Source organism: Janthinobacterium sp. EB271-G4-7A (assembly GCF_020858075.1).
In the GTDB taxonomy this organism is placed as follows: Bacteria; Pseudomonadota; Gammaproteobacteria; order Burkholderiales; family Burkholderiaceae_D; genus Janthinobacterium; species Janthinobacterium lividum.
Genome location: NZ_JACYMI010000001.1, coordinates 1,916,956 through 1,942,922, shown reverse-complemented (window position 1 = coordinate 1,942,922; position 25,967 = coordinate 1,916,956). Strand labels below are relative to the sequence as shown.

The window sequence follows — 25,967 nt, the reverse complement described above, 5'->3', positions numbered from 1 at the left end:
TCTTTTCACTACCATTGCATTGTTTGGATTATTTCAACCTTGCAAAGCACGAAGTACCATCGAGGAGAATGCCGTGTCAGAAAATATCGCTCTTACTAAACGTTTTGAAGTGCTCTTTCTGCAAACGAAATTAGTATGTTTTGGGCGTTATGCCCTGCGCATACCGCAAGAGGCTGAATTGATTTCTGGCGAGACATCCCTCCCATCAACGATTGGAATAAGAACCGATGGATTGGTAGGGAGGGACATACAGGTTTTAGGGGATATTGAACAAATAAAGTTCAATAGTCCAACCTCGGAAATTATCTACAACGGCATAGGTCCAATTGAAGACAGTTGGCAGATTCAGTATTTTGAGAATGAATACACCAAAAATGAAGGTGATATATATTTCAACACATACATTACAAAAGGAAACATAACATTTACGATAGGAGATTCGACCCCAGAAGGCCAGACCAAGCAAAGTGCTGAACAAAAACAAGTAGTTCGCGCAAAAAATTTACACCTACGCAAAGAAGATGAGATACCGTCCGAATCCGGCAACTGTATTCCTTATGGATTCATTTTTGACAATATTTATGACGAACAAGAAATAGTCAATACGGGACTGTATCTCCCAAGCTTCCCAGATGTAACGTTCTCCGTCAGCTCGAATAAGAACGCTTATGGTGACTACTCGCCTGCTGAGTTCGAAAATAATGTGAGAGGTGCCCTTTCCTTAATTCACCGAATTCAGCAAGCAAAAGACCGGCAAGGCAATCGCTATCCCAAAAGAACCGTGCTACGCGAAGGCAAACGCAACGTCCAGCACTGGAAAGGCGAAGAGTCGCTGATACGGCGTACCGACGGTGTCCATGATTTTGAATGGGCATTGGTAGGCAAACCAAAGGACATCGCGAATCCATCGGTACTGGAGGTCAGGATGTTCACCAAGGTCGCCCACAACATGGTCGGCGCCGCCGAAGCATCGTCGCTGACCGACGAGGAGGCGATCGCCTTGTGGGACAAGCTGCTGTCCGGCCTGAAGTTCCGGGTGAAAGTGCCGGGTGCGCCGCCCGGTTCGTACTATATCGATCCGGACCAGCCGGCGCAGTGACGGTCAGATAAGCCCCTGCTGGCGCCCAGCCAGCCATTGCGCTAGCATGGCCTTTTGCCCGGAAGGCTTCCATGCCCATTACCCTGCGCCCCGCCCTGCCCGACGACATCAACGCCCTGTGGGCCCTGCGCACGGTGGCCGTGCGCGTCAGTTGCGCCACGCACTATGCTCCGGAGCAAATTACTGTGTGGACTGCCTCGCCCGTGCCGGACTCTTATGCCGCCATGCTGGCTGCGGGTGGGGGCATCGTGGCGATGCAGGGCGAGATCATTGCCGGTTACGCCATGCTCGATGCGGACAAGCAGGAAGTGGACGCCGTGTTCGTCGATCCCGCGCACGCGGGCCTGGGTATCGGCAAGCGCCTGCTGGCGGCGCTGGAGCAACTGGCGCGCGGGCGCGGCATTGCGCGTCTGCACCTGTCCGCGTCGCTCAATGCCGTGCCGTTTTACGCGGCTGCCGGCTTTACAGCCTTGCGCGAGCAAGCATATGCGCACCCGAGCGGCATCAGCCTGTCCAGCGTGGCGATGGAAAAGGCGTTAACGCCCGCCTGAACCGTCAGTCGGGCACCGCGCCCGCCTCGGACTCGGCCAGGCAGTGCTGCAGCTTCGCGATCAGGGCGCGCACTTCATCGCCGCCCAGGTCCAGCGGGTCGCCTTGCGCGCCGACGGCGATCAGACAAATCGCCGAGCCGTCGTACCAGGCGTCCAGGCGTTCCTTGCCCTCATTCATATTGCTCTGATTCATGTTGCAAATCCCTCAGTAAATCAGCCGACGCCGCGATGCTGGCGCTGCCTTGCGGTACAGGGAAGACGAAAGCCAACTGGCCATTCTGGTTCATACCGGGCAGCCACTTGGCCAGGAAATCGCCGAGCGCGATGGCGCGCGGCTGAAAATGTTCCCATTCGCCGCTGGCGCACGCCTGCGCAAACGCGGCTTCCGGCCAGAACGGGATGGCAACCTTGCCGTCGACTTGCGCCGTGGCCCAGCCATCGCGGTACAAGCCCCACACTTCTTGCGTATCGGCTGCCTTGCGCACAAAGTAGGCATGGCGTTCGGCGGACGGCAGCCCCGCCACCTGCTTGAACTTTTCAGGATGCATGCTCGTCTCCTGCCCCGTCCCATACCCGCAGCTGCGGCGTGCACCAGCCCGTCACCATGTCGAGGGCGTCCAGTATCACGTCTTCCAGCGGCCATTCCTGCGCGCCGTCCTCCATAGACGGGCGCAGTTCCTGCAGCAAGGCGGCCACTTGCGCGGCCGTCACGCCGCTGGCCTTGTAACGCAGCAGGATGGCGCGCAGCGTGAGCAACCCTGCCCTCGCGTCCAGCGCGGCCAGCAAGTCCCGGTCGATATCGGCGATGATGGTTTGCGGCATCTCAATCCGCCTCCCACGCGATGGCGGCCGGCCGCGCGCCGCCCGTCCTGAAAAACTCGGCAAATGCCCGCTGGCATTGTTCCACCTCCACGCACCATGCCTCGGGATACTCGTCCACCTGGCCATTCGACAGCAGATAGCTGCAGGCACCGTCTGCCTCCTCGTCGCCCAGCGAGTGAAAACTCAGGTCGTCCTGGCCCGACAGATACATCAGCCAGGCATTGCCGCCATTGCGCAACATGCACAGGGCCGGGCCCTGCTCCGCGTCCGTGGCCAAGGTCAGCCACAGCTCGCACTGCGCCTGCGCGCGCGCCTCTTGCAGCGCTTGCTCCAGCGCAAGGATGCTATCCACCACGCGCGGCTCGCCGTGCAGATTCAGTTCCATCGTCATGCTTTTTCCCCACTTAGATCGGCCGTCGCCAGGGCCGTGCTCAGGTACAGCTTGCCGCTCAGGTCTTGCAATAAACTGCTCTGGCGCAGGCGGTCCATCACGGGCCCTTTCACTTCGGCCAGGTTCAGGCTGATGCCGCGCTTGATCAGCGCGCTGTTGAGTTCGATCAAGCCCAGCAAGGCCGTGCTGTCGATCTGGTTGACTGCCGACAACACCAACACCAGGTGGCGCGCCGTCGGGTGGCCGCGCAACTCGTCTTCCACGCGCTCCGTCACGGCTTCGACGTTGCCGAAGAACAGGCCCGCATCGATGCGCAACAGCAAAACGTCCGGCAAGGTCTGCGCCTCATAGCGCTCCACGTTGCGGAAGTGCTCGCTATTCGGGATGCGGCCCAGCACGGCGATGTGCGGGCGGCTGGCGCGCCAGATCAGGGTGCCCATCGACAACAGCACGCCGATCACCACGCCCGCTTCCACGCCCAGCACCAGCACGCCGGCCGTCGTCGCCAGCAGGGCCAGCGCATCGCTGCGGTCGTAGCGCCACGACAGTTTCAAGGTGTCCCAATCCAGCAGGCTGCTGACGGCAAAGATGATGGTGGCCGCCAGAACGGGCAGCGGCAGCAGGGCCAGCCAGCCCGTGGGCGCCACCAGCGCCAGCGCCAGCAGGCCGGCCGTGATGATGCTGGCCAGGGGCGTGTTGGCGCCCGCCTGGAAATTGACGGCCGAGCGGGAAATCGAGCCCGTGACGGGGAAGCCGCCCGACAGCGCGCTGGCCACGTTGGCCGCGCCCAGCCCCAGCAGTTCGCGGTTGGTCTGCAGCTTTTCACCGCGTTTTTGCGCCAGGGTCTGGGCGGCGGACATGCTCATCAAAAAGATGATGAAGGCGATCAGGAGCGCCGGCGACAGCAGGGTGCGCCAATGGGCGCTCGAGGTAGCCAGGTTCAGGCCCGGCAAGCCGCTGGGCACGTGACCGGTCGTCTGCACGCCCATCGCTTCCAGGCCGCCATAGGCGACCAGCGCGATGCCGGCCAGCACCAGCGCCATCGGCGCCAGGCGCGCGCCCACGTCGGCCGCCACCTTGTTCAGGCCGCAACGCTGCAACAGGCGCGACAGATAACGCTTGGCCAGCCACAGGAACAACAGGCCGGACAGTCCAAGCATGAGGCTGGGCGTATGCCAGTGGGGCCAGGTGGCACCCAGCAAGGGCGTGATCTGGCCCCAGATGATCAGGATCGCGGCGCCATTGCTGAAACCGCTGATCACGGGGCGCGACAAAAAGCTGGCCATGAAGCCCAGGCGCAGCACGCCGCACAGCAACAGGACGAGGCCGCTGATGAAGGCCAGCTGGGCGGCCAGGACGATATACAGGGAGGAGCCGGGGTCGGCCAGCGGCGCCAGGGCGGCGGCCGTCATCAGGGATACGATGGCCATGGGGCCCACCGATTGCGTCATGCTGCTGCCGAACAGGGCGTACAGCACGGGCGGCAAGATGCTGGCATAGATGCCCACCACGGGCGGCAAGCCGGCCACCAGCGCATAAGCCATGCCTTGCGGCACCATCATCATGGCGACAACGATACCGGCAGTGATGTCTCCGGCCAACAGAGGACGCCGGTATTGCCTGAGCCAGAGCAGCATGGATGATCCCGAAATCTGAAAACCGAAGCCTATCATGCGACGCGGCCGGCTGACAGGGGGAACGCGTTCACTCTTGCAGCAATTGCGCCTTCACGGCATCGAGGATCTCCGCCGACAGGGCTTCGTCATCGACGGAACGGGCCAGCACCATGGCCCCCACCATGGCGGCAAACGTGGCGATCGCCTGCTGGCGCCGCTCTTCCGGGGCGCCGTCGGGCAGCAATCCCTGCAGCAAGGCGAACTGCTGCTGCGTGGCCGCCGTAAACGCGGGACGCGCGCCGGGCGACATGCGCGCCACGTCGACGCCCATGGCCGCCGCCGGGCAACCGCCGCCGGGCTGGTCGCGGTGCCGGGTGGTCAAATAATTGTCGATAATGGCCGGCAACGCCCGCTGCGGGTCGCTGGCGACCTTTGCCTGCCAGCCTTCCAGCGATTTCTCCAGGGCATGCTGGCACGCCTCGATCATCAAGTCTTCCTTGGACGCGAAATGGCCATAGAAGCCGCCATGCGTCAGGCCCGCGTTCTTCATCAAATCGGCCACGCCGATGCCGTCATAGCCCTTTTCGCGGAACAACTTGGCCGCCACCTCCACGATGCGCTCGCGGTTCAGCGCCGCCTGTTCCCTGCTTACCTTCATGCTGCCCTCCCACATTTATGTCAACCATCATATAACTTTACGCCTGTTTGCGCCACTCTGTTAGCAAGCGCACCGTTGGATGCGGTTGCCGCGCCGATACTGGATCTTCGTTTCCAGGGAGGCCAGCATGAACGAGAACAAGGACCAGTCCGCCGGTAACTTGCAGCGCAGCATACAGCAGGAGCAGGATCAGGAAGACAAGCAGCGCGATGCCGCCAAGCAAGGCAAGGCAAGCAAGCCTCCCGTGCAGACAGGCCACCGCAACCAGCCGACGCCTCCCCTGCCCGCCCAGCACCTGGACAAGCCCGGCCTTGAAGCACAGATGGCATTGAAACCCCGCTTCCTGGCGCCCGACTACTGCGGCAGCGGCAAGCTGGCCGGCATGGTCGCCATCATCACGGGCGGCGATTCCGGCATCGGCCGCGCCGTGGCCGTGCTGTACGCGCGCGAAGGGGCGGATGTCGCCATCATTTACCTGAACGAACACGCGGACGCCCACGAAACCAAGCGCTACGTGGAAGCGGAAGGACAGAGCTGCCTCCTGATTGCCGGCGACGTGCGCGACCAGGGCTTTTGCCAGCAAGCCGTCAGCCAGGTGCTGGACAAATTCACGCACATCGACGTGCTGGTCAACAACGCAGCCTTCCAGGAACATGCGGAATCCTTGCTGGACCTGAGCGAGGAACGCTTCGACCTCACCATGAAAACCAATGTCTACGGCTACTTTCATATGGCCAAGGCCGTCCTGCCCCACTTGCAGCGGGGCGCATCCATCATCAACACGGGCTCCGTGACGGGTTTGCAAGGCTCGAAGCACTTGCTCGACTATTCCACCACCAAGGGTGCCATCCATGCGTTTACCATGGCGCTGGCCGGCAACCTGCTGGACAAGGGCATACGCGTGAACGCCATCGCGCCCGGGCCCGTCTGGACGCCCCTCAACCCGGCCGACAAGTCGCCAGAGGACATCCAGAAATTCGGCCAGGGCACGGACATGCGCCGCCCGGCCCAGCCGGAAGAACTGTCGCCCGCCTACGTCTTCCTGGCCTCGCCCGCCTGTTCCAGCTACATCACGGGCATCGTCCTGCCCATCACCGGCACGGTGGGGGACTAGGCGATGGCGCGCGCACTGTGGAAAGGCGCCATCAGCTTCGGCCTTGTGCACATCCCCGTCGAGCTGATTTCAGCCAGTCTCGACCATGAACTGGACTTGTCCATGCTGGACCGGCGCGACTTTTCACCCATCGGCTACAAGCGCTACAACAAGAAGACGGGCAAGGAAGTCGAGTGGGACGACATCATCAAGGGCTATGAATACAAGACGGACGAGTATGTGGTGCTGTCCGAGGAAGATTTAAGGCAAGCCAATGTGAAGGCCACGCAAACCATCGACATACTGACCTTTGTCGATGCGCTTGAGGTGCCGCTGACCTTTTACGAGCACCCGTATTATTTGCTGCCCGCCAAGGGCGGCGAAAAAGTCTATGCGCTGCTGCGCGAAACCTTGCGCAAGGCGAACAAAGTGGGCATCGCCAGTGTGGTCATGCGCACCAAGCAGCATTTGTGCGCACTCGTGTGCGTGGGCGACGCCATCGTGCTCAACACCTTGCGCTACGCCGATGAAATCCGCCCCACAGACGACCTGGACTTGCCCGGCAGCACCCTGAAATCGGCCGGCATTTCCGACAAGGAACTCAAGATGGCCCTGTCGCTGGTGGAAGGCATGAGCGAAGCGTGGGAACCTGGGCAATACCACGACAGCTACCGCGAAGACGTGCTGGCGCTGGTCAAGAAGAAAATCAAGGCCAGGCAGACCAAGACCATCACGCCGCCCGCGCCCGAGCCAGCAGAAGAGCACGGCAACAACGTGATCGACCTGGTCGCCCTGCTGCAGCAAAGCATGGGCAAGAAAACGTCCGCCGCGCCGGCCCGCAAGCGCGCGGCCTCGTCCGCTGCCCGCAAGCCACCGCCCGCCAGGCGCAAGGCGGCCTGAACCACCCCACCCGCTTAGCGAGACTCTGCCATCATATAAATGCATTGACTTTGATCCAGCTTCTCGCTACGTTATGCACAGGCCTGCCACCCGGCAAGCCCTGTCATGCGTGCGGAAAAAATGGATGCCGAGTTCGATCAGCTTATCCTCAGCAACGCCCCTGGCGGCGTTGTCATCACGAACGAAGAGCATGCCGTCGTGCGCTGGACAGCCGGGGCGCAGCGCATCTTCGGCTATGCCAGCGACGAAGCGCTGGGCCGCACGCTGTGGGAACTGATCTCCTTGCCGGGACAGGCAGAAGCGCCCGCCCTGATCGACGAGCAGCTGGCCTTGCACGGCAGCTACGACCGCGAATCGCTGCGGCGGCGCAACGACGATGAGCTCATCTACGTCGACGTGGCATGCCAGGCCGCCCACGCGGCGCCGAACGGCCACCGCTACCTGATTTTCACCATGAAGGACACGACCTTGCTGAAGGCCGCGCGCGACGCCCAGTTCGTCGACGTGCGCTACCGCGTGCTGTTCGAATCGACGCCGGACAGCGTCATCATGGTCAATGCCACGGGCGCCATCGTGCTGGCCAACCAGCAGGCGCAGCGCCTGTTCGGCTATGCGGAAGGCGAATTGAGCGGCAGGCAAATCGATAGCCTGCTGCCGCAACGCCTGCGCCATGCGCACGTGGGGCACCGCGCGCGCTATTTCGACCAGCCGCGCACGCGCACCATGGGCGCCGACCTGGAATTGCTGGGCTTGCGCAAGGACAACGTCGAATTCCCTGTGGAAATCAGCCTGTCGCCGATCCAGACGGAAATCGGCACCTTCGTCATCAGCGCCATCCGCGACGTCAGCGACCGCCGCCGGGCCGAGCAGAAGTTCCGCGGCCTGCTTGAATCGGCGCCGGACGCCATCGTCATCGTCAACGGCGATGGCGAGATCGTGCTCGTCAACTCGCAAACGGAACGCCTGTTCGGCTATTCGCGCGCGGAGTTGCTCGGGCGCAATGTGGAAGTGCTGATCCCGGCCCGCTATGCACACGATCATCCGCATCACCGCCAGTCCTTTTCCGCGGCGCCGCGCGCCCGCTCCATGGGCGCGGGCCTGGAACTGTATGGCTTGCGCCGCGATGGCACCGAATTTCCCGTCGAAATCAGCCTGTCGCCGCTGGAAACGGAGGAAGGCGTGCTGGTCTCGTCAGCTATCCGCGACATCACGGAGCGCAAGCGCATCGAGCGCACGCTGAACGAACAGAAAATCGAACTGGAACGGGCTAGCCAGGCGAAGGACCGCTTTCTTACCAGCATGTCGCATGAATTGCGCACGCCGCTGAACGCCATCCTCGGCTTCGCCCAGCTGCTGGCCAATGAAGCCCTGCCCGCGACCGTGCTGCAAAAACGCGCTTTCGTGCAAAACATCGTCACCTCGGGCCGCCATCTGCTCACCCTGATCAATGAAATCCTCGACCTGGCGAAGATCGAATCAGGCAGCCTGAGCCTGTCGATGGAAGCGGTGGCGCTGCCCGTGCTGCTCGAGGAAGTGCGCGTGATGGTGGAAGAACAGGCGCAGCAGCGCCAGATTCACCTGGTGTTTCCAGCCTGCGAGGCGCTGACGCTCAGGGCCGACCATACGCGCCTCAAGCAAGTGCTGCTGAACCTGCTGTCAAACGCCATCAAGTACAACCGTCCGGCCGGCAAGGTAGAGCTGGAAGTGTCGCAGCCCGGGGCGCAGCGCGTGCGCATCGCCATCCGCGACACGGGCAAGGGACTGGACGACGCACAGATGGCCGAGCTGTTCCAGCCGTTCAACCGCCTGGGACAGGAGGCAGGCAGCGAGGAAGGCACCGGCATCGGCCTGGTCGTCACCAAGCGCCTGGTTGAGCTGATGGGCGGCAGCATGGGCGTGCACAGCTGCGTCGGCGTGGGCAGCGTGTTCTGGATCGAACTCGACACCATGACCGCCCCGCCCGCCAACCGGCAGCCGGAATACCTGCCCGAACCCGCCTGCGACGTCCGGGACGATGCCGGCGGCCAGGCCCTGCTGCTGTATGTGGAAGACAATCCGGCCAGCCTGCGGCTGGTGGAAGATATCGTCAGCTTCCTGCCCCATCTGCGCATGATCTCGGCCACCGACGCCCGCCAGGGTATCGCGCTGGCGCTGGAACGCCGCCCCGACGTGATCCTGATGGATATCAACTTGCCCGGCATGAATGGCAACCAGGCGCAGCGCATCCTGCGCAACGATACGCGCACGGCGCACATCCCCGTCATCGCCTTGACGGCCAACGCCATGAAGGGCGATATCCGGCATGGCCTGGCCGCGGGTTTTTTTCGCTACCTGACCAAGCCCGTCGAGATCACCCTGCTTAACGCGGCCATCGAGGAAGCGCTGCAGCTGGCGCGCGCCGTCCTGCCGTTCAAGCCGGAGGAGTAAAGGCCAGCTTTTTCATCGCCGCATCGATGCCCTTCGCGCTGCGCGCGTAGCCGTCCCATGGCGCGTTGCCCACGTCGAGACGGCTGTGGACATTGCCCACGTTCCACTGATCGCCCGCCTTCAGTTTGTCGAGCTCGTCCCAGGCCAGCGGCACGGAAATGCCCAGCCCCGACCGCGTGCGGGCAGACCACGCGCATACGGTGGTGGCGCCCCGGCCATTGCGCAAATAATCGATGAAAATCTTACCGACGCGGTTGTCGGGGCCGCTTTTCAGGACGAAGCGCTGCGGAATGAGCTGCGCCATGTGCGCCACGATGGCTTGCGAAAACGCTTTGACCGTATCCCAATCGTGTTTCGGGCGGATCGGCACGAACACATGCAAGCCCTTGCCGCCGCTGGTTTTCAGCCAGGCGGGCAGTCCCAGCTCCGTCAGGAAGGCACGCAGCAATACGGCCGCCTCGCGGATGGCGGGCCAGGCCACGCCCTTGCCCGGGTCCAGGTCGAACACCAGGCGGTTCGGCGTGTCATAGGCGCTGGCCAGGGCGTTTTGCGTGTGAAATTCCACCACATTCCACTGCGCCGCAGACAATAAGCCCTGTGCGCTGGCCACTTCCAGCATGCAGGCATGCTCCGGATCGAGGCCGGGATCGAGCTGTTTGACGCCGGGCATGCTGGACGTGTCCGCATGCTTCTGGAAAAACAGCTCGCCGCCCACGCCGGCCGGCGCGCGCACCAGCGACACGGGCCGCCCGCGCAAGTGCACGAGCATCAGCTTGCCCACCAGCGCGTAGTAGCGCACCAGGTCGATCTTCGTCGCGCCACTGTCCCGGTCGATCACCCGGTCCGCATGGCTGACCTTGAAACTGGCCGGCAAGACGCCGTCTGGCGTGGATTTGCTCTGCATCGTCTTCTCCCTGTCGATTCGCTGCGCCCGCTCGCGCACGATGGCGGCTGGCTGTTTATCTTCGCGCAAGCCGTGAAACACGGCATGGCGCACGGCGCCACCGCTGGTCCATTGCGCAAAGCTCACTTCGGCCACCAGTTGCGGCTTGACCCAGATGGGCTGGCGCACGCCGCCCGCCTTGCCTGCGAACGGACTCGTCCCGGCTGCCAGGGCGTCAAGCCGGCGCCGCAATTCGCGCAGGCTGGCATCGTCGAAGCCGCTACCCACATTGCCCGCATAGAGCAGCCTGCCCTGGTCATCATGCACGCCCAGCAACAAAGAACCGATGCCTTCGCGCGCGCCCTGCGGCGCCGTATAGCCGCCGATGACGAATTCCTGGCGCAGCCCGCATTTGAGCTTGATCCAGTCGCCCGAGCGCCGCGAGACGTAGGGCGAACCGCGCCGCTTGCCGATCACGCCTTCCAGCCCCAGCCGGCAGGCGTGGGCCAGTATCTGCTGCGGCGTCGCGTCAAGCGCGGCGCTGAAGCGCACCAGGGGCGACGCTGGCAAGCTCTGCAGCAACTGTTCCAGCAACGCCCTGCGCGCCTCGACAGGCTGGCCCCGCAGATCGTGGCCATCGAAAAACGCCACGTCGAACAGGTAATACACGATCTCGCTGGTCGTTTCCGCATCGAACGCGCGCTGCAAGGCGCCAAAATCCGGGTGGCCGCTGGCGTCGTTGACGACGATTTCACCGTCATACCAGCCTGGCGGCAAACTCAACTGTTCCAGCGCCTGCCGCAGCTTCGGCAGTTTTTCCGTCCAGTCATTGCCATTGCGCGTGATCAAATTGATCCGTTCGCCATCGCAACGCGCAAGGATGCGGTAACCGTCGAATTTCACTTCGAAAAGCCACTGCTGCGCGTCTGGCGGCGGCGCATCGACCAGGGTAGCCAGCTGCGGCGACAGGGTGGCGGGCAAATCGGCATCCGGCGCTGCGGAGCCGTCCGCGCTCTTCTTGCGCTTGGGCATGGCCTTGTTCTTGACGCTGTCGGGAAACTCGTCCACGACAGAAAATTCCAGTGCCGGCCGGGCATAGTCGTCCTTTTCCTTGATCAGCAGCCAGGCAGGCTGCTTTGCGCTGCGTTTATCGCCCTTGCCTTTCATGCGCACCAGCACCCAGTTGCCATGCATCTTGTGGCCATGCAGGGTCAATTTCAGCTCGCCGGCCGCCAGCGCCTTGCGCGCATCAGGCGTGGCCGGCTGGGCTTGCCACGTCCCCTTGTCCCAGATGATGACCTTGCCCGCGCCATACTGCTTTTCGGGGATCGTGCCTTCAAAACCGGCATACGCAATCGGATGGTCTTCCACCTGCACCGCCATGCGCTTGTCGCGCGGGTCGTAGCTGGGCCCTTTCGGCACGGCCCAGCTTTTCATCGTGCCGTCCAGTTCCAGGCGAAAGTCATAGTGCAAACGGCTGGCCCAGTGCTTCTGGATGACGAAGGTGAGCGCCTCGCCCGCTTCCTCGCCGCCATCCGCAGGCTCGGGCGTGGCGGCGAAATTGCGCTTGGCTTGATAGGTTTTCAAGGCGGCTTTCATGGCGGACCCATGCGGTGACGATGGCATCGAGTCTAGGCCGCTGCCGTCCCTGGCGCGGTACGCCAGCTAACAGAGTACCTGCCCCGGCAAATGTAAGTGTTTGTAATTAGCCCGAATCGCTGTCAACGCTATTGCCGTACGGCGCGTTTTTGCCTCAGTGACAGGGGAAATGCATCTCCTGAACTACAACCCCACTTCTCGAGGAACTGCACCATGAAAAAAGTAATCGCTACTCTGATCGCCGGCTTGTTCGCTACCGCAGCCTTTGCTCAAACGCCAGCCGTGCCTGCCAAGGCCGAAGCCAAGCACACCAAGGAAGTGGCAAAAGCGGAAGCCAAGGAAACCAAGGCCGTCGTGAAAGCCGATGCGAAAGAAGCCGCCGTCGCCGCCGATGCGAAAGCCGATGTGGCCAGCGCCAAGGCCGACGCCAAAGCCACCAAGGCCAAAGCCCATCACAAAGCCACCAAGGCCAAGGCAAAAGCCGCCGAAGACAAGGCTGAAGCGACCGCAGCAGCGAAGTAATCGCCATCCCGCCATGGCGGGAGGCACCATGCAAAAAGACAGCTTCGGCTGTCTTTTTGCATTTTCACACTTTCTTCTTCAATTAACGTCGCTCAAATCACCTGATTGTAAGAAAGTGTAAACCAGGTCAACCATTCCCTTCCGGGCCGCGTTTTCTGCTCAGTGACACGGGAATCATCCCGGCACACCAGACAAACCACCACCGAGGACTGCACCATGAAAAAAGCAATTGTTACCCTGATCGCCGGCCTGTTCGCTACCGCAGCCTTCGCCCAAACCCCTGCCGCTCCCGCAGCATCGGTTCCCGCCAAGGCGGAAGCGGCCCACACGAAAGCCGTGGCCAAGGCTGAAGCCAAGGAAACCAAGGCCGTCGTGAAAGCCGATGCCAAGGAAGCGGTCGTCGCCGCCGATGCGAAAGCCGATGTGGCCAGCGCCAAGGCCGACGCCAAAGCCACCAAGGCCAAGGCCCATCACAAGGCCAGCAAAGCCAAAGTGAAAGCGGATGCGGCCAAAGCAGACGCAGCAGTTGCTGCCACGCCGGCAAAATAAGCGCGATGGTGTAGTCACGCAAGCGCGTCCGCCAGGTCTGCGCCAGCGTTACCACTTCGAAATCCAGGGACAGCTTCGGCTGTCCTTTTTTTGTCCATATTTTTTGCTGCGCATGTTATTGACACAATTCTTGCGCGGCAGCAAAACTTCATCGCCTGGCCAAGTTCGGCATCATGCACATTCAGGCTATCCTTCATCAGAACTGTTATTCCAAACTCCGCTTATTCGCTGCCCCACCCCGCTGAGGCGGCACGCGAATGCGTGCATCCGCGACGCCGTACCAACTTGAAAGCTGCCGATGAACCTACGCTGCGCCGTATCCCGATTCTCATCCCATCCAAGCGTCGAAAAAGGGCAGCGAGCATCTCCGCCGGGGCCAAATGGATTGGCTGGGGAACCACCACACGTCGCCCACTGGCTACTGCGGATTACAGCGCTGCTGGCCGCCGCCATGCTGGGTTTGAGTCTGATTTTGTGGGTAGCGGCCAACTGGGATCTTTTTGGCCGCGCCAGCCATTTCCTGCTGTTACAAACCCTGTTTGCAGGCAGCGGTCTAATCGGCTTTCGTTCGACGACAGCCAGGACCCCCATGCTCTTGACGGCCATGCTGTTCATGGGCGCCCTATTCGGGTATTTCAGCCAGACCTACCAGACGAGTAGCGATCCCTGGCAATTATTCGCCGCCTGGGCCATCGCTGCCATGCCCTTGTGTCTGGCGACGCGCAGCGATGTGCTGTGGATACCCTGGATACTGGTCAGCTTCAGCGCCTCCACCTTATGGCTGTCCGACATGGCAACCTATCGCTGGGACATCGATGCAATGTACATGGGTCACTATGCGGCCAGCTTACTAATCTCGGTAACGCTATGCGGAGCGATGACACCCTTCATGGCACGCTGGACGGGCGCGGGCGCCTGGCCACTACGCATGGCCATCGCGTTGACCACGCTGATGGCAGGCACCATCGCCCTGGGCTTGCTGCTCGATTCGAAACCGACATACGGTCTGCCGCTGCTGCTCGTGCTGACAGCAATACTCGTCCTGCTCCTGCCACGCTTTCATGATGTGATCTGCCACAGCATCATCGCCCTGGGTGCCAATACCATCCTGACGACATGGTTGGCCGTTCTTTTATCCGATGGTGATCTGCCAGCAGTACTGATCTTTGTGGGGCTCACTGCGGCCGGCATGCTGGCAACGACGGGCTACTGGCTGCTATGGCGGCATCAACTGCATCACACCGAGGTAAGTGCATGAACGCCCGCCTCGACGTGCACCAGGCGACTCCAGGCATGGCACGTTCAGCTTCAACAGGCATGCCATGGCCGCTGCAGATGCTCATCGCTATCGGCGCCTGGCTGGCGGCAATCCCCCTGACATTCGCGTTCGCCTTGTATGCGCAAGATCGACTGATCGAAGGGCAGGCCGGCTATATCGCCGGCACCCTGCTCCTTGCTTGTACCGTGCTGGGGGTTCGCAGCCTTAAACGCTACTTCTTCATCCAGCAATTCGCAGCGCCAGCGATCATTGCTGGCCTGCTACTGCTGGGATTTTCCTTATTCCGCGACCTGAACACGAACGTGGCCGCTGCCCTTTTGGCGCTGTTCGTGCTTGCCATGGCCATCCTGCTACCGATCGCGTGGCTGCGCACCCTGCTTGCCGCACCAACCTGCGCCCTGCTGGTGCTCGCACAGTTACCGCATGGCGTGGACTGGCTGCATGAGCACAGTCTTACCTCGGACATGTTGTTCGAAGCCGGCCTCACGGTACTGGCAATCTGGCTGTTTCTAACGTATGTACAGTACGCCGTGTTTAACAAACCAGACGACCAGGGAAGCGCGGACGCGCTCGCGGCCATATCGTCGGGCTGGGCACTGTGCATGCTGGCTGGCTTCTGCCTGTGGTCAGGAATGGCCTTCCTGATAAGTGCCATCATGGATAATACGGGCTGGATAGGCGTGCTCGCACAAGACCTGTTCAAGGCTCGTGACAATGGCCTCCCGGGTAACTACTGGGGCAGAGAGTCAAGCCTCCTGGCCCTCGTAGCTGCCGCGTTGCTGCTGTGCGCCTGGCCAGGCTTGCGCCGAACTCTGAGCGCCATCCTGGCACTGGTGCTGGCCATCCTGGCCTGGTACTTGCCGGCATTGGGACCGGTCTTGCTGATACTCGCCGTCAGCCTGGCTACCGGAAGGCGCTCGCTGTCCATGGTAGCCGGGCTTGCCGCTGCCTGGATCCTTGGCAGCGTTTATTACAACCCGAACTGGCTGCTGATGGAAAAAGCCGCAATGCTGGCCGCCATCGGCGTCTTGCTGGGCGCATGCGCGTTGCTGGCGGCGCGCAGCATGGCAAAGACAGTAATTGGAAGCCAAACGCTTGCCACACACCCGGCACGGTCCGGCATGGCTGTTGCCGCAACGTTGCTCTCTGTGCTGATTATCGGCAATGCAGCCATCTGGAACCGCGAGCAGCTGATCAAAAATGGACAGCCAGTCTTCTTTGAATTGAGGATCCTCGATCCACGCTCGTTGATGCAAGGCGATTACATGAGCTTGAATTTTTTCAACGACACATCCAGTGACATTAACTACGCCTATCAGACACCCCTTAGAATAATCGCCACACGCGATGCCCGCAACATCGGCACGATGCTGCGCTTGCACCAGGACGAGACTTTGGCATCCAATGAATTTCTGATCGAAATACATCGCAAAAATTCACGCTTGGTCATGGCCAGCAACGCATGGTTTTTCAAGGAGGGCAACGGCGAACGCTGGTGGCAAGCCCGTTACGGTGAATTCCGCGTCATGCCTAACGGAAAAATCATTCTCGTGAATTTGCGCGGCAAGGATTTGCAGGCGCTGTGAGGAAACACCAGCGTGCCCGTTGTATGCAAACTTCATCAAACAGGCAGGGGAAAATGCCACAAGACCGCGTAATTGGGCGACACTGGCAATCCGCCCATCGCCACGAAAGCTGTCCATGCGCCACCTGTCCTTTTCACTATTGAGTGCCCTCTTCCTGTCCGGCCCTGTCCTGGCGCAGGACAGGACACCCGCCACCCTGGCGCAAGTCCTGCAAGCCCAGGACCGCGACAGCCATGGCGATTTGCGCGCCGTCGTCGTGCTGCGCGATGGCGCCGTCGTGGCCGAACGCTATTACAACGGCGAGACGGCCGATACCCTGCACGACATCCGCTCGGCCGGCAAGAGCATCACCGCCCTGCTGGTGGGCGCGGCCGTGGCGCGCGGCCAGCTGGCGACAACAAAAACGGTGGGAGACTACTGGCCCGAAGTCGCTGGCAGCCGGGCGGGCAAGGTCGCCCTCGACGATTTGCTGACCATGCGTTCGGGCCTGGCCGCCTTCGATGAAGACGAACAGTCGCCTGGCAATGAAGACAAGCTCGATGCGGCGCCCGACCCCACCGCCTTCGTGCGCGGCGTGCCGGCTGCCACGGCGCCGGGCAGCATGTATCGCTACAACTCGCTGGGGTCATATGTCGCGGGCAGAGTGGTGGAAAACGCCAGCGGCGCCGACCTGGAAGACTACGCCGCCAGGGTGCTGTTCGCGCCACTGGGCATCACCCGCTGGAGCTGGGGCCGCGACGTGGCACGCCACCCGAAAGGCCAGGGCAATCTGTCGCTGCGCGCGCGCGACACGGCAAGGATCGGCCAGATGGTGCTCGACGAAGGCGTATTTGACGGCAAGAGGGTAATCGATGCCGCCTGGCTGCAAGCGGCGCTGGCGCCGCGCGTGGCCATCGGCGCCGTGGACCGCTACGCCGACAGCTACGGCTATTTCTGGTACGCGAAGACGCAGGACGTCGGAGGACAGAAGATTGCCGTGCATTTCGCCTCGGGCAATGGCGGCAACAAGATCTATGTGATACCCGCCCGTCGCATGGTGGTCAGCATCGCATCGAGCGCGTATGGCAAGGGGTATGGACAGCGCCGGTCGGAAGACATCCTGAAGGCCATCCTGAAAGCGGATGCAACGCAGATGTAAGCGTTTGTAATGACCGTCAACGCAAGCGTCCGGGGGCGCGTTTTATGCTCAGTGACACGGGAATCATCCCGACACCAACAGACATACCAGACAAACCACCACTGAGGACTGCACCATGAAAAAAGTAATCGCTACCCTGATCGCCGGCCTGTTCGCAACTGCAGCCTTCGCCCAAACCCCGGCAGCACCTGCGGCCGCTCCGGCAGCGCCCGCCAAAGTGGAAGCGGCCCACACCAAGGCCGTCGTGAAAGCGGACGCCAAGGAAGCGCAAGCCGTCGTGAAGGCGGATGCCAAAGAAGCGAAAGCCGTTGTCGCCGCAAAAACGGACGTCGCCAGCGCCAAAGCGGAAGCGGCCACCACCAAAGCCAAGGCACACCACAAAGCCAAGAAAACCAAGGCCAAGGCTGACGAAAAGCTGGCATCGGCTACCGCCGAAGCGGCGCCAGCCAAGTAATTCCGACACACTTTACTGACCACGCATACCAAGGATCTTAAAATGAAAAAAGTTATCGCCACCCTGATCGCCAGCCTGTTCGCCACCGCCGCTTTCGCCCAGACGCCAGCCGTCGCGCCAGTCGCTCCAGTGGCACCGGTTCCTGTCGTCGCCCCTGTCGTCAAGGCCGAAGCGCCGGCAGCCGCCGCCAAACCAGCGGCGCACAAGAAAGCCAAGCATCACAAGGCAAAGAAAGCCGCGCCAGCCGACAAGGCAGCGCCTGCGGAACCAGCAGTACCGGCAACGCCAGCAGCGCCAGCCAAGTAATCGCGGCAGCACAAACCAGAAAGACAGGGCCTCCCCTGTCTTTTTTTTCGTCCGCTTTTTCGTCCGCTTATTTCGGCATCAGCACCGTGTCGATCACATTGATCACGCCATTCGACTGGTACACGTCATAGGTGCTGATATTGGCGCTGTTGCCGCCCTCGTCCATCACCACGATGTTGTGCATGCCGTTCATGGCGAACATCAGCTTGCCGCCGCTGGCCGTGGGCAAGGTGGCTTTACCGTCGTGCATCTTGATTTCCTTCGCCAGCGCATTGAAGTCGTATTTGCCGGGCACCACGTGGTAGGTAAGGATCTTCGTCAGGGTCGCCTTGTTTTCCGGCTTCACCAGGGTCTCGACGGTGCCTGCGGGCAGCTTGCCGAAGGCCGCATTCGTCGGCGCGAACACGGTAAATGGACCCTTGCCTTTCAGCGTGTCGACCAGGCCGGCCGCCTTGACGGCAGCGACCAGGGTCGTGTGGTCGGCCGAATTGACGGCGTTATCGACGATATCCTTGGACGGATACATGCTCTGGCCACCCACCATGGTCGTCATGTCGGCGGCAAACGGGGCGCTGGCGGCCAGCATGGACGTAATGAACAATGCTGCGGGAACGAAGGTGCGCATGATGATATCTCCTGGATGACTGCGTTTGCGTGATTGCAGGAGTACTTACGGCGCCGTTCCGCAAACGGATTCAACTCGCTGAAAACAGAAAAACGGCGCCGTGCAGTGCACGACGCCGTTCTTGGCAGGCTCCCGCGTCGCGGGCCGGATTGATCCAGCCCGCGGTGCCGGGAAACTAGTTGGCCGCGACCTGCGGCTCCGTTTCGCCCCAGCCGCCGCCCAGGGCGCGGATCAGCGCCACCGTGGTGACGGCGCGGTTGCCGCGCAGCTGCACGGCATTGCGCTCGATGGCCGCCAGGTTGCGCTGTGCGTCCAGCAGATCGAGGTAGCTGGAACGGCCCGCGTCGTACAGCTTTTGCGCCAGGTCGGCCGAGCGGCGTGCCGAAACGACGGCTTCGTCGATCTGCTGCGTCTGGCCCGACAGGATGCGCAGGCCGGCCAGGTTGTCTTCCACCTCGGCGAACGCCACCAGCACGCTCTGGCGATACGTCGCCACCGACTCTTCCAGCTGCGCTTCGCTGCGGCTCACGGCTGCCTTGTTGCGGCCACCGTCGATGATCGGCATCGACATCAGGGCGCCCAGCAGCCAGGAGCGGCTGCTCCACTTGAAGATGTCCGAGAAGGTATCGGACGCGCCGCCGCCGGAGGCGTTCAGGGTCAAGGCGGGGAACATGGCCGATTTCGCCACGCCGATGCGCGCATTCGACGCTTCCATGGTGCGCTGCGCCGACGCGATGTCGGGACGGCGCTCCAGCAGGGACGACGGCATGCCGGCCGGGATCACGGGCAGGAAGCCGCTGTCCTGCAGCGGGTTGACGGTCGCCGTGAAACTGGCGGCAGGTTTACCCAGCAGGACGGCCAGCGCATGTTCGCTGGTGGCGCGCTGGCGCTGCAGGCCGATGGCTTCGGCGCGCGTCGTCGACAGCTCCGTGCGGGCACGGGACAGGTCGAATTCGCCGATGTCGCCCAGGTCGTAGCGGCGCTGGTTCACATGCACGCTTTCCTCGCGCAGGCGCACCGTCTGTTCCAGGGTCGCCAGTTCGGCATCCGTGGCGCGCAGCTGGAAATAGGTCTGCGCCACGTCGGCCTGCAAGGACAGCAGCACAGAACGGTATGTCGCTTCCACGGCCAGCGCATCGCTGCGCGAGGCGCTGACGTTCGAGGCGACCCTGCCGAACAGATCGACTTCGTAGCTGGCCGTCAGATTCGCCTGGTAGACATTCGTGGCAGCCACCGGCGCGCCGTTCGGCAAGCCGAGCGACACGGCGGAAGCGCGGTTGCGCTGGCCGCCCACGTTCACGCCCACTTGCGGGATGCGGTCCGCTTCGGCGATGCCGGCAATCGCCCTCGCCTGCTTGACGCGGGCGGCGGCCACCGCCAGGTTGGCATTGGCCTGCGTGGCTTCGTTGATCAGGCTTGTGAGGGCCGGATCATTGAAGGCCAGCCACCACTCGCCGCGCGCCTGGCGCTCGGCTGGCACGCCCTGCTTCCAGCGCGTGCCGTCCGCCGCCGTCTGCACGGCAGGCGTTTGCGCTTCCTTGAACGCCGTCGGCGTCTCGATCTGCGGCTGTTTGAACTCCGGCGCCGCGCAGGCCGCCAGCAACACGGCTGCTGCCATGGCGGTCAGCACGGGCTTGACGCGCCAGATGATTTCCTTGGTTTTCAATATATATCTCCTTCCAGGTTCAATGCTGGCGCGGCGGCAGGCTTGGCGGCAGCATCGGCTGGTTTTTTCTCAAAACGCTGCGCCAGGGTGCGCAGCAGTACATAGAACACGGGCGTCAGGAACAGGCCGAAGAAGGTCACGCCCAGCATGCCGGCGAACACCGCCACGCCCATGGCATGGCGCATTTCCGAACCGGCGCCGTGCGAGAACACCAGGGGCACCACGCCCATGATGAAGGCGATCGACGTCATCAGGATCGGACGCAGACGCAGGCGGCACGCTTCCAGCGCCGCTTGCACGACGGTGCGGCCATGCTCTTCCAGTTCGCGGGCAAATTCCACGATCAGAATCGCATTCTTCGACGCCAGCCCCACCAGCACGAACAGCGCGATCTGGGTGAACACATTGTTGTCGCCGCCGGTCAGTTTGACGCCCAGCAAGGCACACAGGATCGACATTGGCACGATCAGAATCACGGCCAGCGGCAAGGTCCAGCTTTCGTACTGGGCGGCCAGCACCAGGAATACCAGCAGCACGCACAGCGGGAAGACATAGATCATCGTATTGCCGGACAAGATGTCCTGGTAGGTCAGCTCCGTCCATTCATACGCGATCCCCTGCGGCAGCACTTCCTTGGCGATGCGTTCCAGCGCGGCTTGCGCCTGGCCGCTCGATACGCCAGGGGCTGCGCCGCCATTGAAGTCGGCTGCGGCATACGCGTTGTAGCGCTGCACGCGGTCCGGACCATAGCTGTCCTTCACGCGCATCAATGACGACAGCGGGATCATTTCGCCCTTGTCATTGCGTACCTTCAGCTGCGCGATATCCTGCGCATGCGAACGGAACGCCGCATCGGCCTGCACGCGCACCTGGTAGGTGCGGCCAAACTGGTTGAAGTCGTTTACGTACAGCGAACCGAGGTTGATCTGCAAGGTCTGGTAAATCGTTTGCAGCTGCACGCCCATCTGCTTGGCTTTCACGCGGTCGACGTCGGCGAACAGCTGCGGCACGTTGATCTGGTAGCCCGAGAACACGCCCGCCAGTTCCGGCGTCTGGTACGCCTTGGCGGCCAGTGCCTGGGTGGCGTTGTACAGCGCGTCGTAACCGAGGTTGCCGCGGTCTTCGATCATCATCTTGAAGCCGCCGATGGTACCAAGGCCGTTGACCGGCGGTGGCGGGAAGACCATGATGAAAGCGTCCTGGATGCCGCCCAGGCGCTTGTTGATCTCGGCCGCGATGGCGCCGCCCGACAATTCCTTGCTGCTGCGTTCGTCGAACGGTTTCAGGGTGGCGAAGACGATACCGGCGTTCGGCGCATTGGTGAAGTCGTTGATCGACAGGCCGGGGAAGGCGATGGTCGATTCGACGCCAGGCACCGACTTGATGACGTCGGACATTCGGCGCACGACATCTTCCGTGCGGTCCAGCGAAGCGGCGTCAGGCAATTGCGCAAAGCCCACCAGGTATTGCTTGTCCTGCGCTGGCACGAAGCCTGCCGGCACGGACTTGAAGGTGAAGATGGCGGCAACGACCAGCAGCGCATACACGCCCAGCGACGCGCTCTTACGGCCCAACACGCCTTTCACGCCCGCCTCATAGCGGTGCGAAGCGCGGCCGAAGAAGCGGTTGAACCAGGCAAAGAAACGGCCGAAGACCATGTCCATGCCGCGCGTCAGCGCGTCTTTCGGCGCATCGTGCGGTTTCAGCAGCGCGGCCGACAGGGCTGGCGCCAGAGTCAGCGAGCTGAAAGCGGAGATCACGGTCGAAATGGCGATCGTCAGCGCGAACTGGCGATAGAACTCGCCCGACAGGCCAGGCACGAAGGCGATCGGCACGAACACGGCGCACAGCACCAGGGCGATGGCGACGATAGGACCGCTCACCTCTTTCATGGCCTGGATGGTGGCGTCGCGCGGCGACAAGCCTTCCTCGATGTTGCGCTCGACGTTTTCCACCACCACGATGGCATCATCGACGACGATACCGATGGCCAGCACGAGGCCGAACAGCGACAGCGTGTTGATCGAGAAGCCAAAGCCCAGCATCACGGCAAAGGTGCCGACGATGGAGACGGGTACGGCCAGCAGCGGAATGATCGATGCGCGCCAGGTTTGCAGGAAGATGATCACCACCAGCACCACCAGGGCGATGGCTTCGAGCAGGGTATGGATCACGGCTTCGATGGACGAGCGCACGAACTGCGTGGGGTCGTACTCGATACGGTATTCCACGCCTTGCGGGAAGTCTTTTTTCAGTTCGTCCATCTTGGCCCGCACGTCGGAAGACAATTGCAGCGCGTTGGCATTCGGCGCTTCGAAAATACCCATGCCGACGGCCGGATTATTGTTCAGCAGCGAACGCAGCGAGTAGCTGTTGGCGCCCATTTCCACGCGCGCCACGTCCTTCAGGTGCGTCACGGCGCCGTCGGCATTGGTGCGCACGATGATGGCGCCGAATTCCTCGGGCGTCTGCAGACGGCCCTGGGTATTGACGGTCAGCTGGAAGTCCGAGTTCTTCGCCGGCGAAGCGCCGATGACACCTGCAGCCACCTGCACGTTCTGCTCGCGGATGGCGTCGACGACGTCATTGGCCGTCATGCCGCGCGCCGCTACCTTTTGCGGGTCGAGCCAGATGCGCATGGCGTAGTCGCCGGCGCCAAAGATCTGGATGTCGCCCATGCCGGGCAAGCGGGCCAGCTGGTCCTTGACGTTCAGCACCGCGTAGTTACGCAGATACATGTCGTCATAGCGCTTGTTTGGCGAGACCAGGTGCACCACCATGGTCAGATTCGGCGAGGACTTCACGGTCGTCACGCCGATCTGGCGCACTTCCTCGGGCAGGCGCGGCAAGGCGCGCTGCACGCGGTTCTGCACCTGCGTCTCGGCCTGTTCGACATTGGTGCCGATCTTGAAGGTCACGGTCAGCATCATCGCGCCATCGGACGTGTTTTGCGAGGACATGTAGAGCATGTTCTCGACGCCGTTGATCTGCTCTTCGAGCGGCGCGGCCACGGTTTCGGCGATCACTTTCGGATTGGCGCCCGGGTACTGCGCGCGCACCACCACGGATGGCGGAACGACGTCGGGATATTCGGAGATGGGCAGGCCGAAAATCGACAGCAGCCCGGCCACGAATATGACGATCGACAGCACCGCCGCGAAAATCGGCTTGTCGATGAAAAAGCGGGAAAAATTCATGTTTATTCCTTGGAGGTCGATGCTGCTTTCGCGGCGATCTTGGCGTCTTTTACTTCAGGTTTTGCGGGAGCGACAGGCGCGGTCGGATCGAAATCCATCGCCACCATCTGCGGCGTCACCGGGGCGCCGGGGCGCACGCGCTGCAAGCCGTTGACGACGATCTTTTCGCCCGCCTTCAAGCCTTCGCGCACCACGCGCAAGCCGTCCGAGGCCGGGCCCAGCTTGACGGCGCGGTATTCGGCCTTGTTGTCGGCGCCCACCACGTACACGTATTTGCGGCTCTGGTCCGTGCCGACGGCACGGTCGCTGATCAACAGCGCCGTGCTTTGCGCCTGCGGGCCGTTGCCGCCGTCGAGCTGGATGCGCGCGAACAGGCCCGGCACCAGCTGGCGCTCGGCGTTGGCGAAGGTGGCGCGCATGCGCACGCTGCCCGTGGCCGGATCGAGCTGGTTGTCGACGAATTCCAGCTTGCCTTCGTGCGGGAAGCCCGTCTCGTTGGCCAGGCCCACCTTGACGGTGACGGGCGTGCCCTTTTGCGCCGTGCCGGCCACGCGCAGATACGTATCTTCATCGCCGTCGAAGCTGGCGTAGATGCGGTCCGTCGACACCACGGACGTGAGGATGGCGGAAGCGTCGATCAGGTTGCCGACGGTGATTTCCGCCTTGCTGACGCGGCCGCTGATCGGTGCCTGCACCTGCGTGTACGACAGGTTCAGCCTGGCCGCTTCATACGCGGCTTGCGCCGAGCGGGCGTTCGCGTCCAGCTCTTTCAGGCCCGACGCTTTTTCATCGAATTCGCGCTGGGCGATGGCTTTTTCGGCCAGCAGCTTTTCAGCGCGCGACAGTTCCAGCTTGGCCAGTTCCGCCTTGGCGCGGGCCGAAGCGGCCGTGCCTTCGGCCCGCGAGACTTCAGCCTGGAATGGGCGCGGATCGATGACGAACAGCACATCGCCCTTTTTCACTTCGCTGCCCGGCTTGAAATTGACGGCGGTGATGAAGCCGCCGACTCGCGAGCGGATTTCCACGCGCTCGATCGCTTCCAGGCGGCCCGAGAATTCCTGTGTTTCGGTGATCTGTTTTTCAACGACGGCGGCGGCCGAGATGGGCGGGCCGCCGGCCGCTGGCGCGTCGGGCACCTTGCTATTGGCCGAATCGCAGCCAGCCAGGCTCACGGCCACCAGTCCTGCCAGCGCGAGCGAGGCAGCCAGGGGCTTGAGCAGAGTGGAAAATTGTTGAACGTTTTTCATTTTATTTCCCTGTTTTATGAAAATTTCTAATGGTATGGGCGGCAGGAAGCAACCCAACTGAAAAAGTGAATGGTGGTGCCATGGCGCCCGACGGCGCTCGATCAAAGGTAAACAGGCCGCCAGCTGCTTAAAAGCGGACGGGGACGACGAAGCTGGCTGTGCGAACGCACAACTCAGGCATGAAGGGAACTACACTGCGTAGTGTAGCAACCAAAACTCAAAAAGTAAACTGATTAGTGTAAGTTTTTTTGCGGTGCCGCGGATGGCGGCGTCATGACTCGGGCTCCTGCCCCAGTCCGGCGACGAAACTGCTAATTTCGCTCAATACCTGCACCTTGCAAGCGCACTCATTGCGGGCGGTGGCGTCCTGCAGCGGCGCGGCGGCCATGCGCCGCACGGTGGTCTTGATGCCGCAGGCGATCAGTTTGCTGCCGTATTGTTCAGCCTCGTCGCGCAATGGGTCGTCTTCGCTGGACAGGATCAGCGCCGGCGGCAGGTTCTTCAGGCGGCTCGACTGCAATGGCGACGCATACGGATGGGTACGGTCAGCGGCATTCGGCAAGTAGCCGCGGTAGGCGGCGGCACATTGATCGGCCACTTCCGCCAGGTCAGGACAGGTCGGCAAGTTGCGCATCGAGCAGGTCGACAGGCCGGGATCGAGCATGGGCATGATCAGCACCTGGCCCGCGAGGGGCGGTCCGCCCCGGTCGCGCGACATCATGGCGCATACGGCAGCCAGGTTGGCGCCCGCTTCGATGCCCGACACCACCATCTGCTTGCCCGTCCAGCCCAGCTTGGACTTGTTCTTTTTTGCCCACAGCAGCACGGCATGCGCGTCTTCCACGGCGGCGGGAAATGGCCGCACACGGGCCAGGGTGTAGTTCGCAGCCAGCACCACGTGGTCGGGGTTGCTCAGCACGAGGCAGCGCAGGAAGTCGTCCGCATCGTCCAGGTCGCCGTCGACAAAGCCGCCGCCATGGAAGAAAACCATCAGGTTCGGCTGCCTGGCACCCGGCACGCCGGCCGTGTAGACGCGCGCGCCGAGCGCATCCTGCGCGCCCTGCACCTGGATATCGCGTATCTTCAGCGCCTGGCCAGGCGCCAGTTCGGCCGCGGTGTCGGCAAAGCTCATTGCGCCACCACCGGCTGCACCGCAACATCGAGCACCGTGTCGTTCAGGCACAACAGGGCGACGCCGCCCACTTCATGGGTCAGGGCGCTATAACCGCTGGCTTCGCTTTGCGCCGCCATCGAATATGCATCCGTCGATACCATCGCGGCCAGAGCGAGCGAGCTCATAGCGAGAGCAAGCACTGCAAAGATTCCATTCCGATGACCCATGATTTTTCTCCTGTGAAC

General features: G+C 62.4%; 25 protein-coding genes. 12 read left to right on the top strand and 13 right to left on the bottom strand.

The window, feature by feature from the left end; translation table 11 throughout:
- Nucleotides 1-73: 73 nt before the first annotated feature.
- Together IGS58_RS08845 and IGS58_RS08840 are read left to right on the top strand one after the other, a co-directional pair.
- Nucleotides 74-1,099 carry a T6SS immunity protein Tli4 family protein gene (locus IGS58_RS08845; RefSeq protein ID WP_230521125.1) on the top strand — a complete coding sequence of 342 codons (1,026 nt, stop codon included), beginning with the start codon at nucleotides 74-76 and terminating at the stop codon, nucleotides 1,097-1,099.
- A 71-nt stretch (nucleotides 1,100-1,170) separates the two neighbouring features.
- On the top strand, nucleotides 1,171-1,650 hold the full coding sequence (locus IGS58_RS08840; RefSeq protein WP_230521124.1) for a GNAT family N-acetyltransferase: 480 nt from the start codon (nucleotides 1,171-1,173) through the stop codon (nucleotides 1,648-1,650).
- A 4-nt stretch (nucleotides 1,651-1,654) separates the two neighbouring features.
- On the opposite strand, the gene IGS58_RS08835 is transcribed toward IGS58_RS08840, so the two are convergent.
- The 6 genes from IGS58_RS08835 to IGS58_RS08810 form a co-directional block, all read right to left on the bottom strand.
- A complete protein-coding gene (locus IGS58_RS08835; RefSeq protein WP_139144227.1) occupies nucleotides 1,655-1,843 on the bottom strand; it encodes a hypothetical protein in 189 nt (62 codons plus the stop codon).
- Nucleotides 1,821-2,198 (bottom strand): DUF2750 domain-containing protein, encoded by a 378-nt coding sequence (locus tag IGS58_RS08830; RefSeq protein WP_070258048.1) that lies wholly within the window; start codon nucleotides 2,196-2,198, stop codon nucleotides 1,821-1,823. The genes IGS58_RS08835 and IGS58_RS08830 overlap by 23 nt, the downstream gene beginning before the upstream one ends.
- The gene (locus IGS58_RS08825; RefSeq protein ID WP_230521123.1) at nucleotides 2,188-2,472 is read right to left on the bottom strand and encodes a hypothetical protein; all 285 of its coding nucleotides are present in this window, start codon (nucleotides 2,470-2,472) and stop codon (nucleotides 2,188-2,190) included. The genes IGS58_RS08830 and IGS58_RS08825 overlap by 11 nt, the downstream gene beginning before the upstream one ends.
- A gap of 1 nt (nucleotide 2,473) precedes the next feature.
- Nucleotides 2,474-2,863 carry an Imm1 family immunity protein gene (locus tag IGS58_RS08820; protein WP_081345769.1) on the bottom strand — a complete coding sequence of 130 codons (390 nt, stop codon included), beginning with the start codon at nucleotides 2,861-2,863 and terminating at the stop codon, nucleotides 2,474-2,476.
- Nucleotides 2,860-4,500, bottom strand: a complete 1,641-nt coding sequence (locus IGS58_RS08815) for a SulP family inorganic anion transporter (protein ID WP_230521122.1) — start codon at nucleotides 4,498-4,500, stop codon at nucleotides 2,860-2,862. The genes IGS58_RS08820 and IGS58_RS08815 overlap by 4 nt, the downstream gene beginning before the upstream one ends.
- A gap of 67 nt (nucleotides 4,501-4,567) precedes the next feature.
- Nucleotides 4,568-5,137: a TetR/AcrR family transcriptional regulator gene (locus tag IGS58_RS08810; protein WP_070280414.1), complete on the bottom strand. Its 570-nt coding sequence runs from the start codon at nucleotides 5,135-5,137 to the stop codon at nucleotides 4,568-4,570.
- A 127-nt stretch (nucleotides 5,138-5,264) separates the two neighbouring features.
- On the opposite strand from IGS58_RS08810, the gene IGS58_RS08805 reads away from it, so the two are divergent.
- The 3 genes from IGS58_RS08805 (at nucleotide 5,265) to IGS58_RS08795 (ending at nucleotide 9,557) form a co-directional block, all read left to right on the top strand.
- Nucleotides 5,265-6,251: an SDR family oxidoreductase gene (locus IGS58_RS08805; RefSeq protein ID WP_070258043.1), complete on the top strand. Its 987-nt coding sequence runs from the start codon at nucleotides 5,265-5,267 to the stop codon at nucleotides 6,249-6,251.
- Nucleotides 6,252-6,254: 3 nt separating this feature from the next.
- Complete coding sequence (gene ku, locus IGS58_RS08800) at nucleotides 6,255-7,130, top strand: non-homologous end joining protein Ku (protein WP_230521121.1); 876 nt, start codon at nucleotides 6,255-6,257, stop codon at nucleotides 7,128-7,130.
- 105 nt (nucleotides 7,131-7,235) lie between these two features.
- Nucleotides 7,236-9,557 (top strand): PAS domain S-box protein, encoded by a 2,322-nt coding sequence (locus IGS58_RS08795; RefSeq protein ID WP_230521120.1) that lies wholly within the window; start codon nucleotides 7,236-7,238, stop codon nucleotides 9,555-9,557.
- On the opposite strand, the gene ligD is transcribed toward IGS58_RS08795, so the two are convergent.
- A complete protein-coding gene (ligD, locus tag IGS58_RS08790; protein WP_230521119.1) occupies nucleotides 9,541-12,039 on the bottom strand; it encodes a DNA ligase D in 2,499 nt (832 codons plus the stop codon). The two genes, IGS58_RS08795 and ligD, sit on opposite strands and share 17 nt — an antisense overlap.
- Nucleotides 12,040-12,252: 213 nt before the next feature.
- Between ligD and IGS58_RS08785 the strand changes: the two genes are divergently transcribed.
- The 7 genes from IGS58_RS08785 (at nucleotide 12,253) to IGS58_RS08755 (ending at nucleotide 17,873) form a co-directional block, all read left to right on the top strand.
- Nucleotides 12,253-12,561 carry a hypothetical protein gene (locus IGS58_RS08785; protein WP_034783132.1) on the top strand — a complete coding sequence of 103 codons (309 nt, stop codon included), beginning with the start codon at nucleotides 12,253-12,255 and terminating at the stop codon, nucleotides 12,559-12,561.
- A gap of 216 nt (nucleotides 12,562-12,777) precedes the next feature.
- On the top strand, nucleotides 12,778-13,110 hold the full coding sequence (locus IGS58_RS08780) for a hypothetical protein (protein WP_070258035.1): 333 nt from the start codon (nucleotides 12,778-12,780) through the stop codon (nucleotides 13,108-13,110).
- 298 nt (nucleotides 13,111-13,408) lie between these two features.
- Nucleotides 13,409-14,368 (top strand): DUF2157 domain-containing protein, encoded by a 960-nt coding sequence (locus tag IGS58_RS08775; protein WP_268989820.1) that lies wholly within the window; start codon nucleotides 13,409-13,411, stop codon nucleotides 14,366-14,368.
- Nucleotides 14,365-15,975 (top strand): GDYXXLXY domain-containing protein, encoded by a 1,611-nt coding sequence (locus IGS58_RS08770; RefSeq protein ID WP_230521118.1) that lies wholly within the window; start codon nucleotides 14,365-14,367, stop codon nucleotides 15,973-15,975. The genes IGS58_RS08775 and IGS58_RS08770 overlap by 4 nt, the downstream gene beginning before the upstream one ends.
- Before the next feature lie 115 nt (nucleotides 15,976-16,090).
- A complete protein-coding gene (locus IGS58_RS08765) occupies nucleotides 16,091-17,113 on the top strand; it encodes a serine hydrolase domain-containing protein (RefSeq protein ID WP_230521117.1) in 1,023 nt (340 codons plus the stop codon).
- A 115-nt stretch (nucleotides 17,114-17,228) separates the two neighbouring features.
- Nucleotides 17,229-17,567 (top strand): hypothetical protein, encoded by a 339-nt coding sequence (locus IGS58_RS08760; protein WP_070258028.1) that lies wholly within the window; start codon nucleotides 17,229-17,231, stop codon nucleotides 17,565-17,567.
- 42 nt (nucleotides 17,568-17,609) lie between these two features.
- Nucleotides 17,610-17,873, top strand: coding sequence for a hypothetical protein (locus IGS58_RS08755; protein ID WP_230521116.1), 264 nt, complete (start codon nucleotides 17,610-17,612; stop codon nucleotides 17,871-17,873).
- Nucleotides 17,874-17,940: 67 nt separating this feature from the next.
- Here the strand turns inward: IGS58_RS08755 and IGS58_RS08750 are convergent, their stop codons facing one another.
- The 6 genes from IGS58_RS08750 to IGS58_RS08725 all read right to left on the bottom strand — a co-directional run bounded on the left by IGS58_RS08750 (nucleotide 17,941) and on the right by IGS58_RS08725 (nucleotide 25,907).
- A complete protein-coding gene (locus tag IGS58_RS08750) occupies nucleotides 17,941-18,498 on the bottom strand; it encodes a fasciclin domain-containing protein (RefSeq protein ID WP_442908358.1) in 558 nt (185 codons plus the stop codon).
- A gap of 175 nt (nucleotides 18,499-18,673) precedes the next feature.
- Nucleotides 18,674-20,116: an efflux transporter outer membrane subunit gene (locus tag IGS58_RS08745; protein WP_230522214.1), complete on the bottom strand. Its 1,443-nt coding sequence runs from the start codon at nucleotides 20,114-20,116 to the stop codon at nucleotides 18,674-18,676.
- A 44-nt stretch (nucleotides 20,117-20,160) separates the two neighbouring features.
- Nucleotides 20,161-23,361, bottom strand: a complete 3,201-nt coding sequence (locus tag IGS58_RS08740) for an efflux RND transporter permease subunit (protein ID WP_034783119.1) — start codon at nucleotides 23,359-23,361, stop codon at nucleotides 20,161-20,163.
- A 2-nt stretch (nucleotides 23,362-23,363) separates the two neighbouring features.
- Nucleotides 23,364-24,608, bottom strand: coding sequence for an efflux RND transporter periplasmic adaptor subunit (locus tag IGS58_RS08735; RefSeq protein ID WP_070258022.1), 1,245 nt, complete (start codon nucleotides 24,606-24,608; stop codon nucleotides 23,364-23,366).
- 271 nt (nucleotides 24,609-24,879) lie between these two features.
- The gene (locus IGS58_RS08730) at nucleotides 24,880-25,740 is read right to left on the bottom strand and encodes an alpha/beta hydrolase (RefSeq protein ID WP_052140188.1); all 861 of its coding nucleotides are present in this window, start codon (nucleotides 25,738-25,740) and stop codon (nucleotides 24,880-24,882) included.
- Nucleotides 25,737-25,907 carry a hypothetical protein gene (locus IGS58_RS08725; RefSeq protein WP_161789575.1) on the bottom strand — a complete coding sequence of 57 codons (171 nt, stop codon included), beginning with the start codon at nucleotides 25,905-25,907 and terminating at the stop codon, nucleotides 25,737-25,739. The genes IGS58_RS08730 and IGS58_RS08725 overlap by 4 nt, the downstream gene beginning before the upstream one ends.
- Between the last annotated feature and the right edge of the window lie 60 nt (nucleotides 25,908-25,967).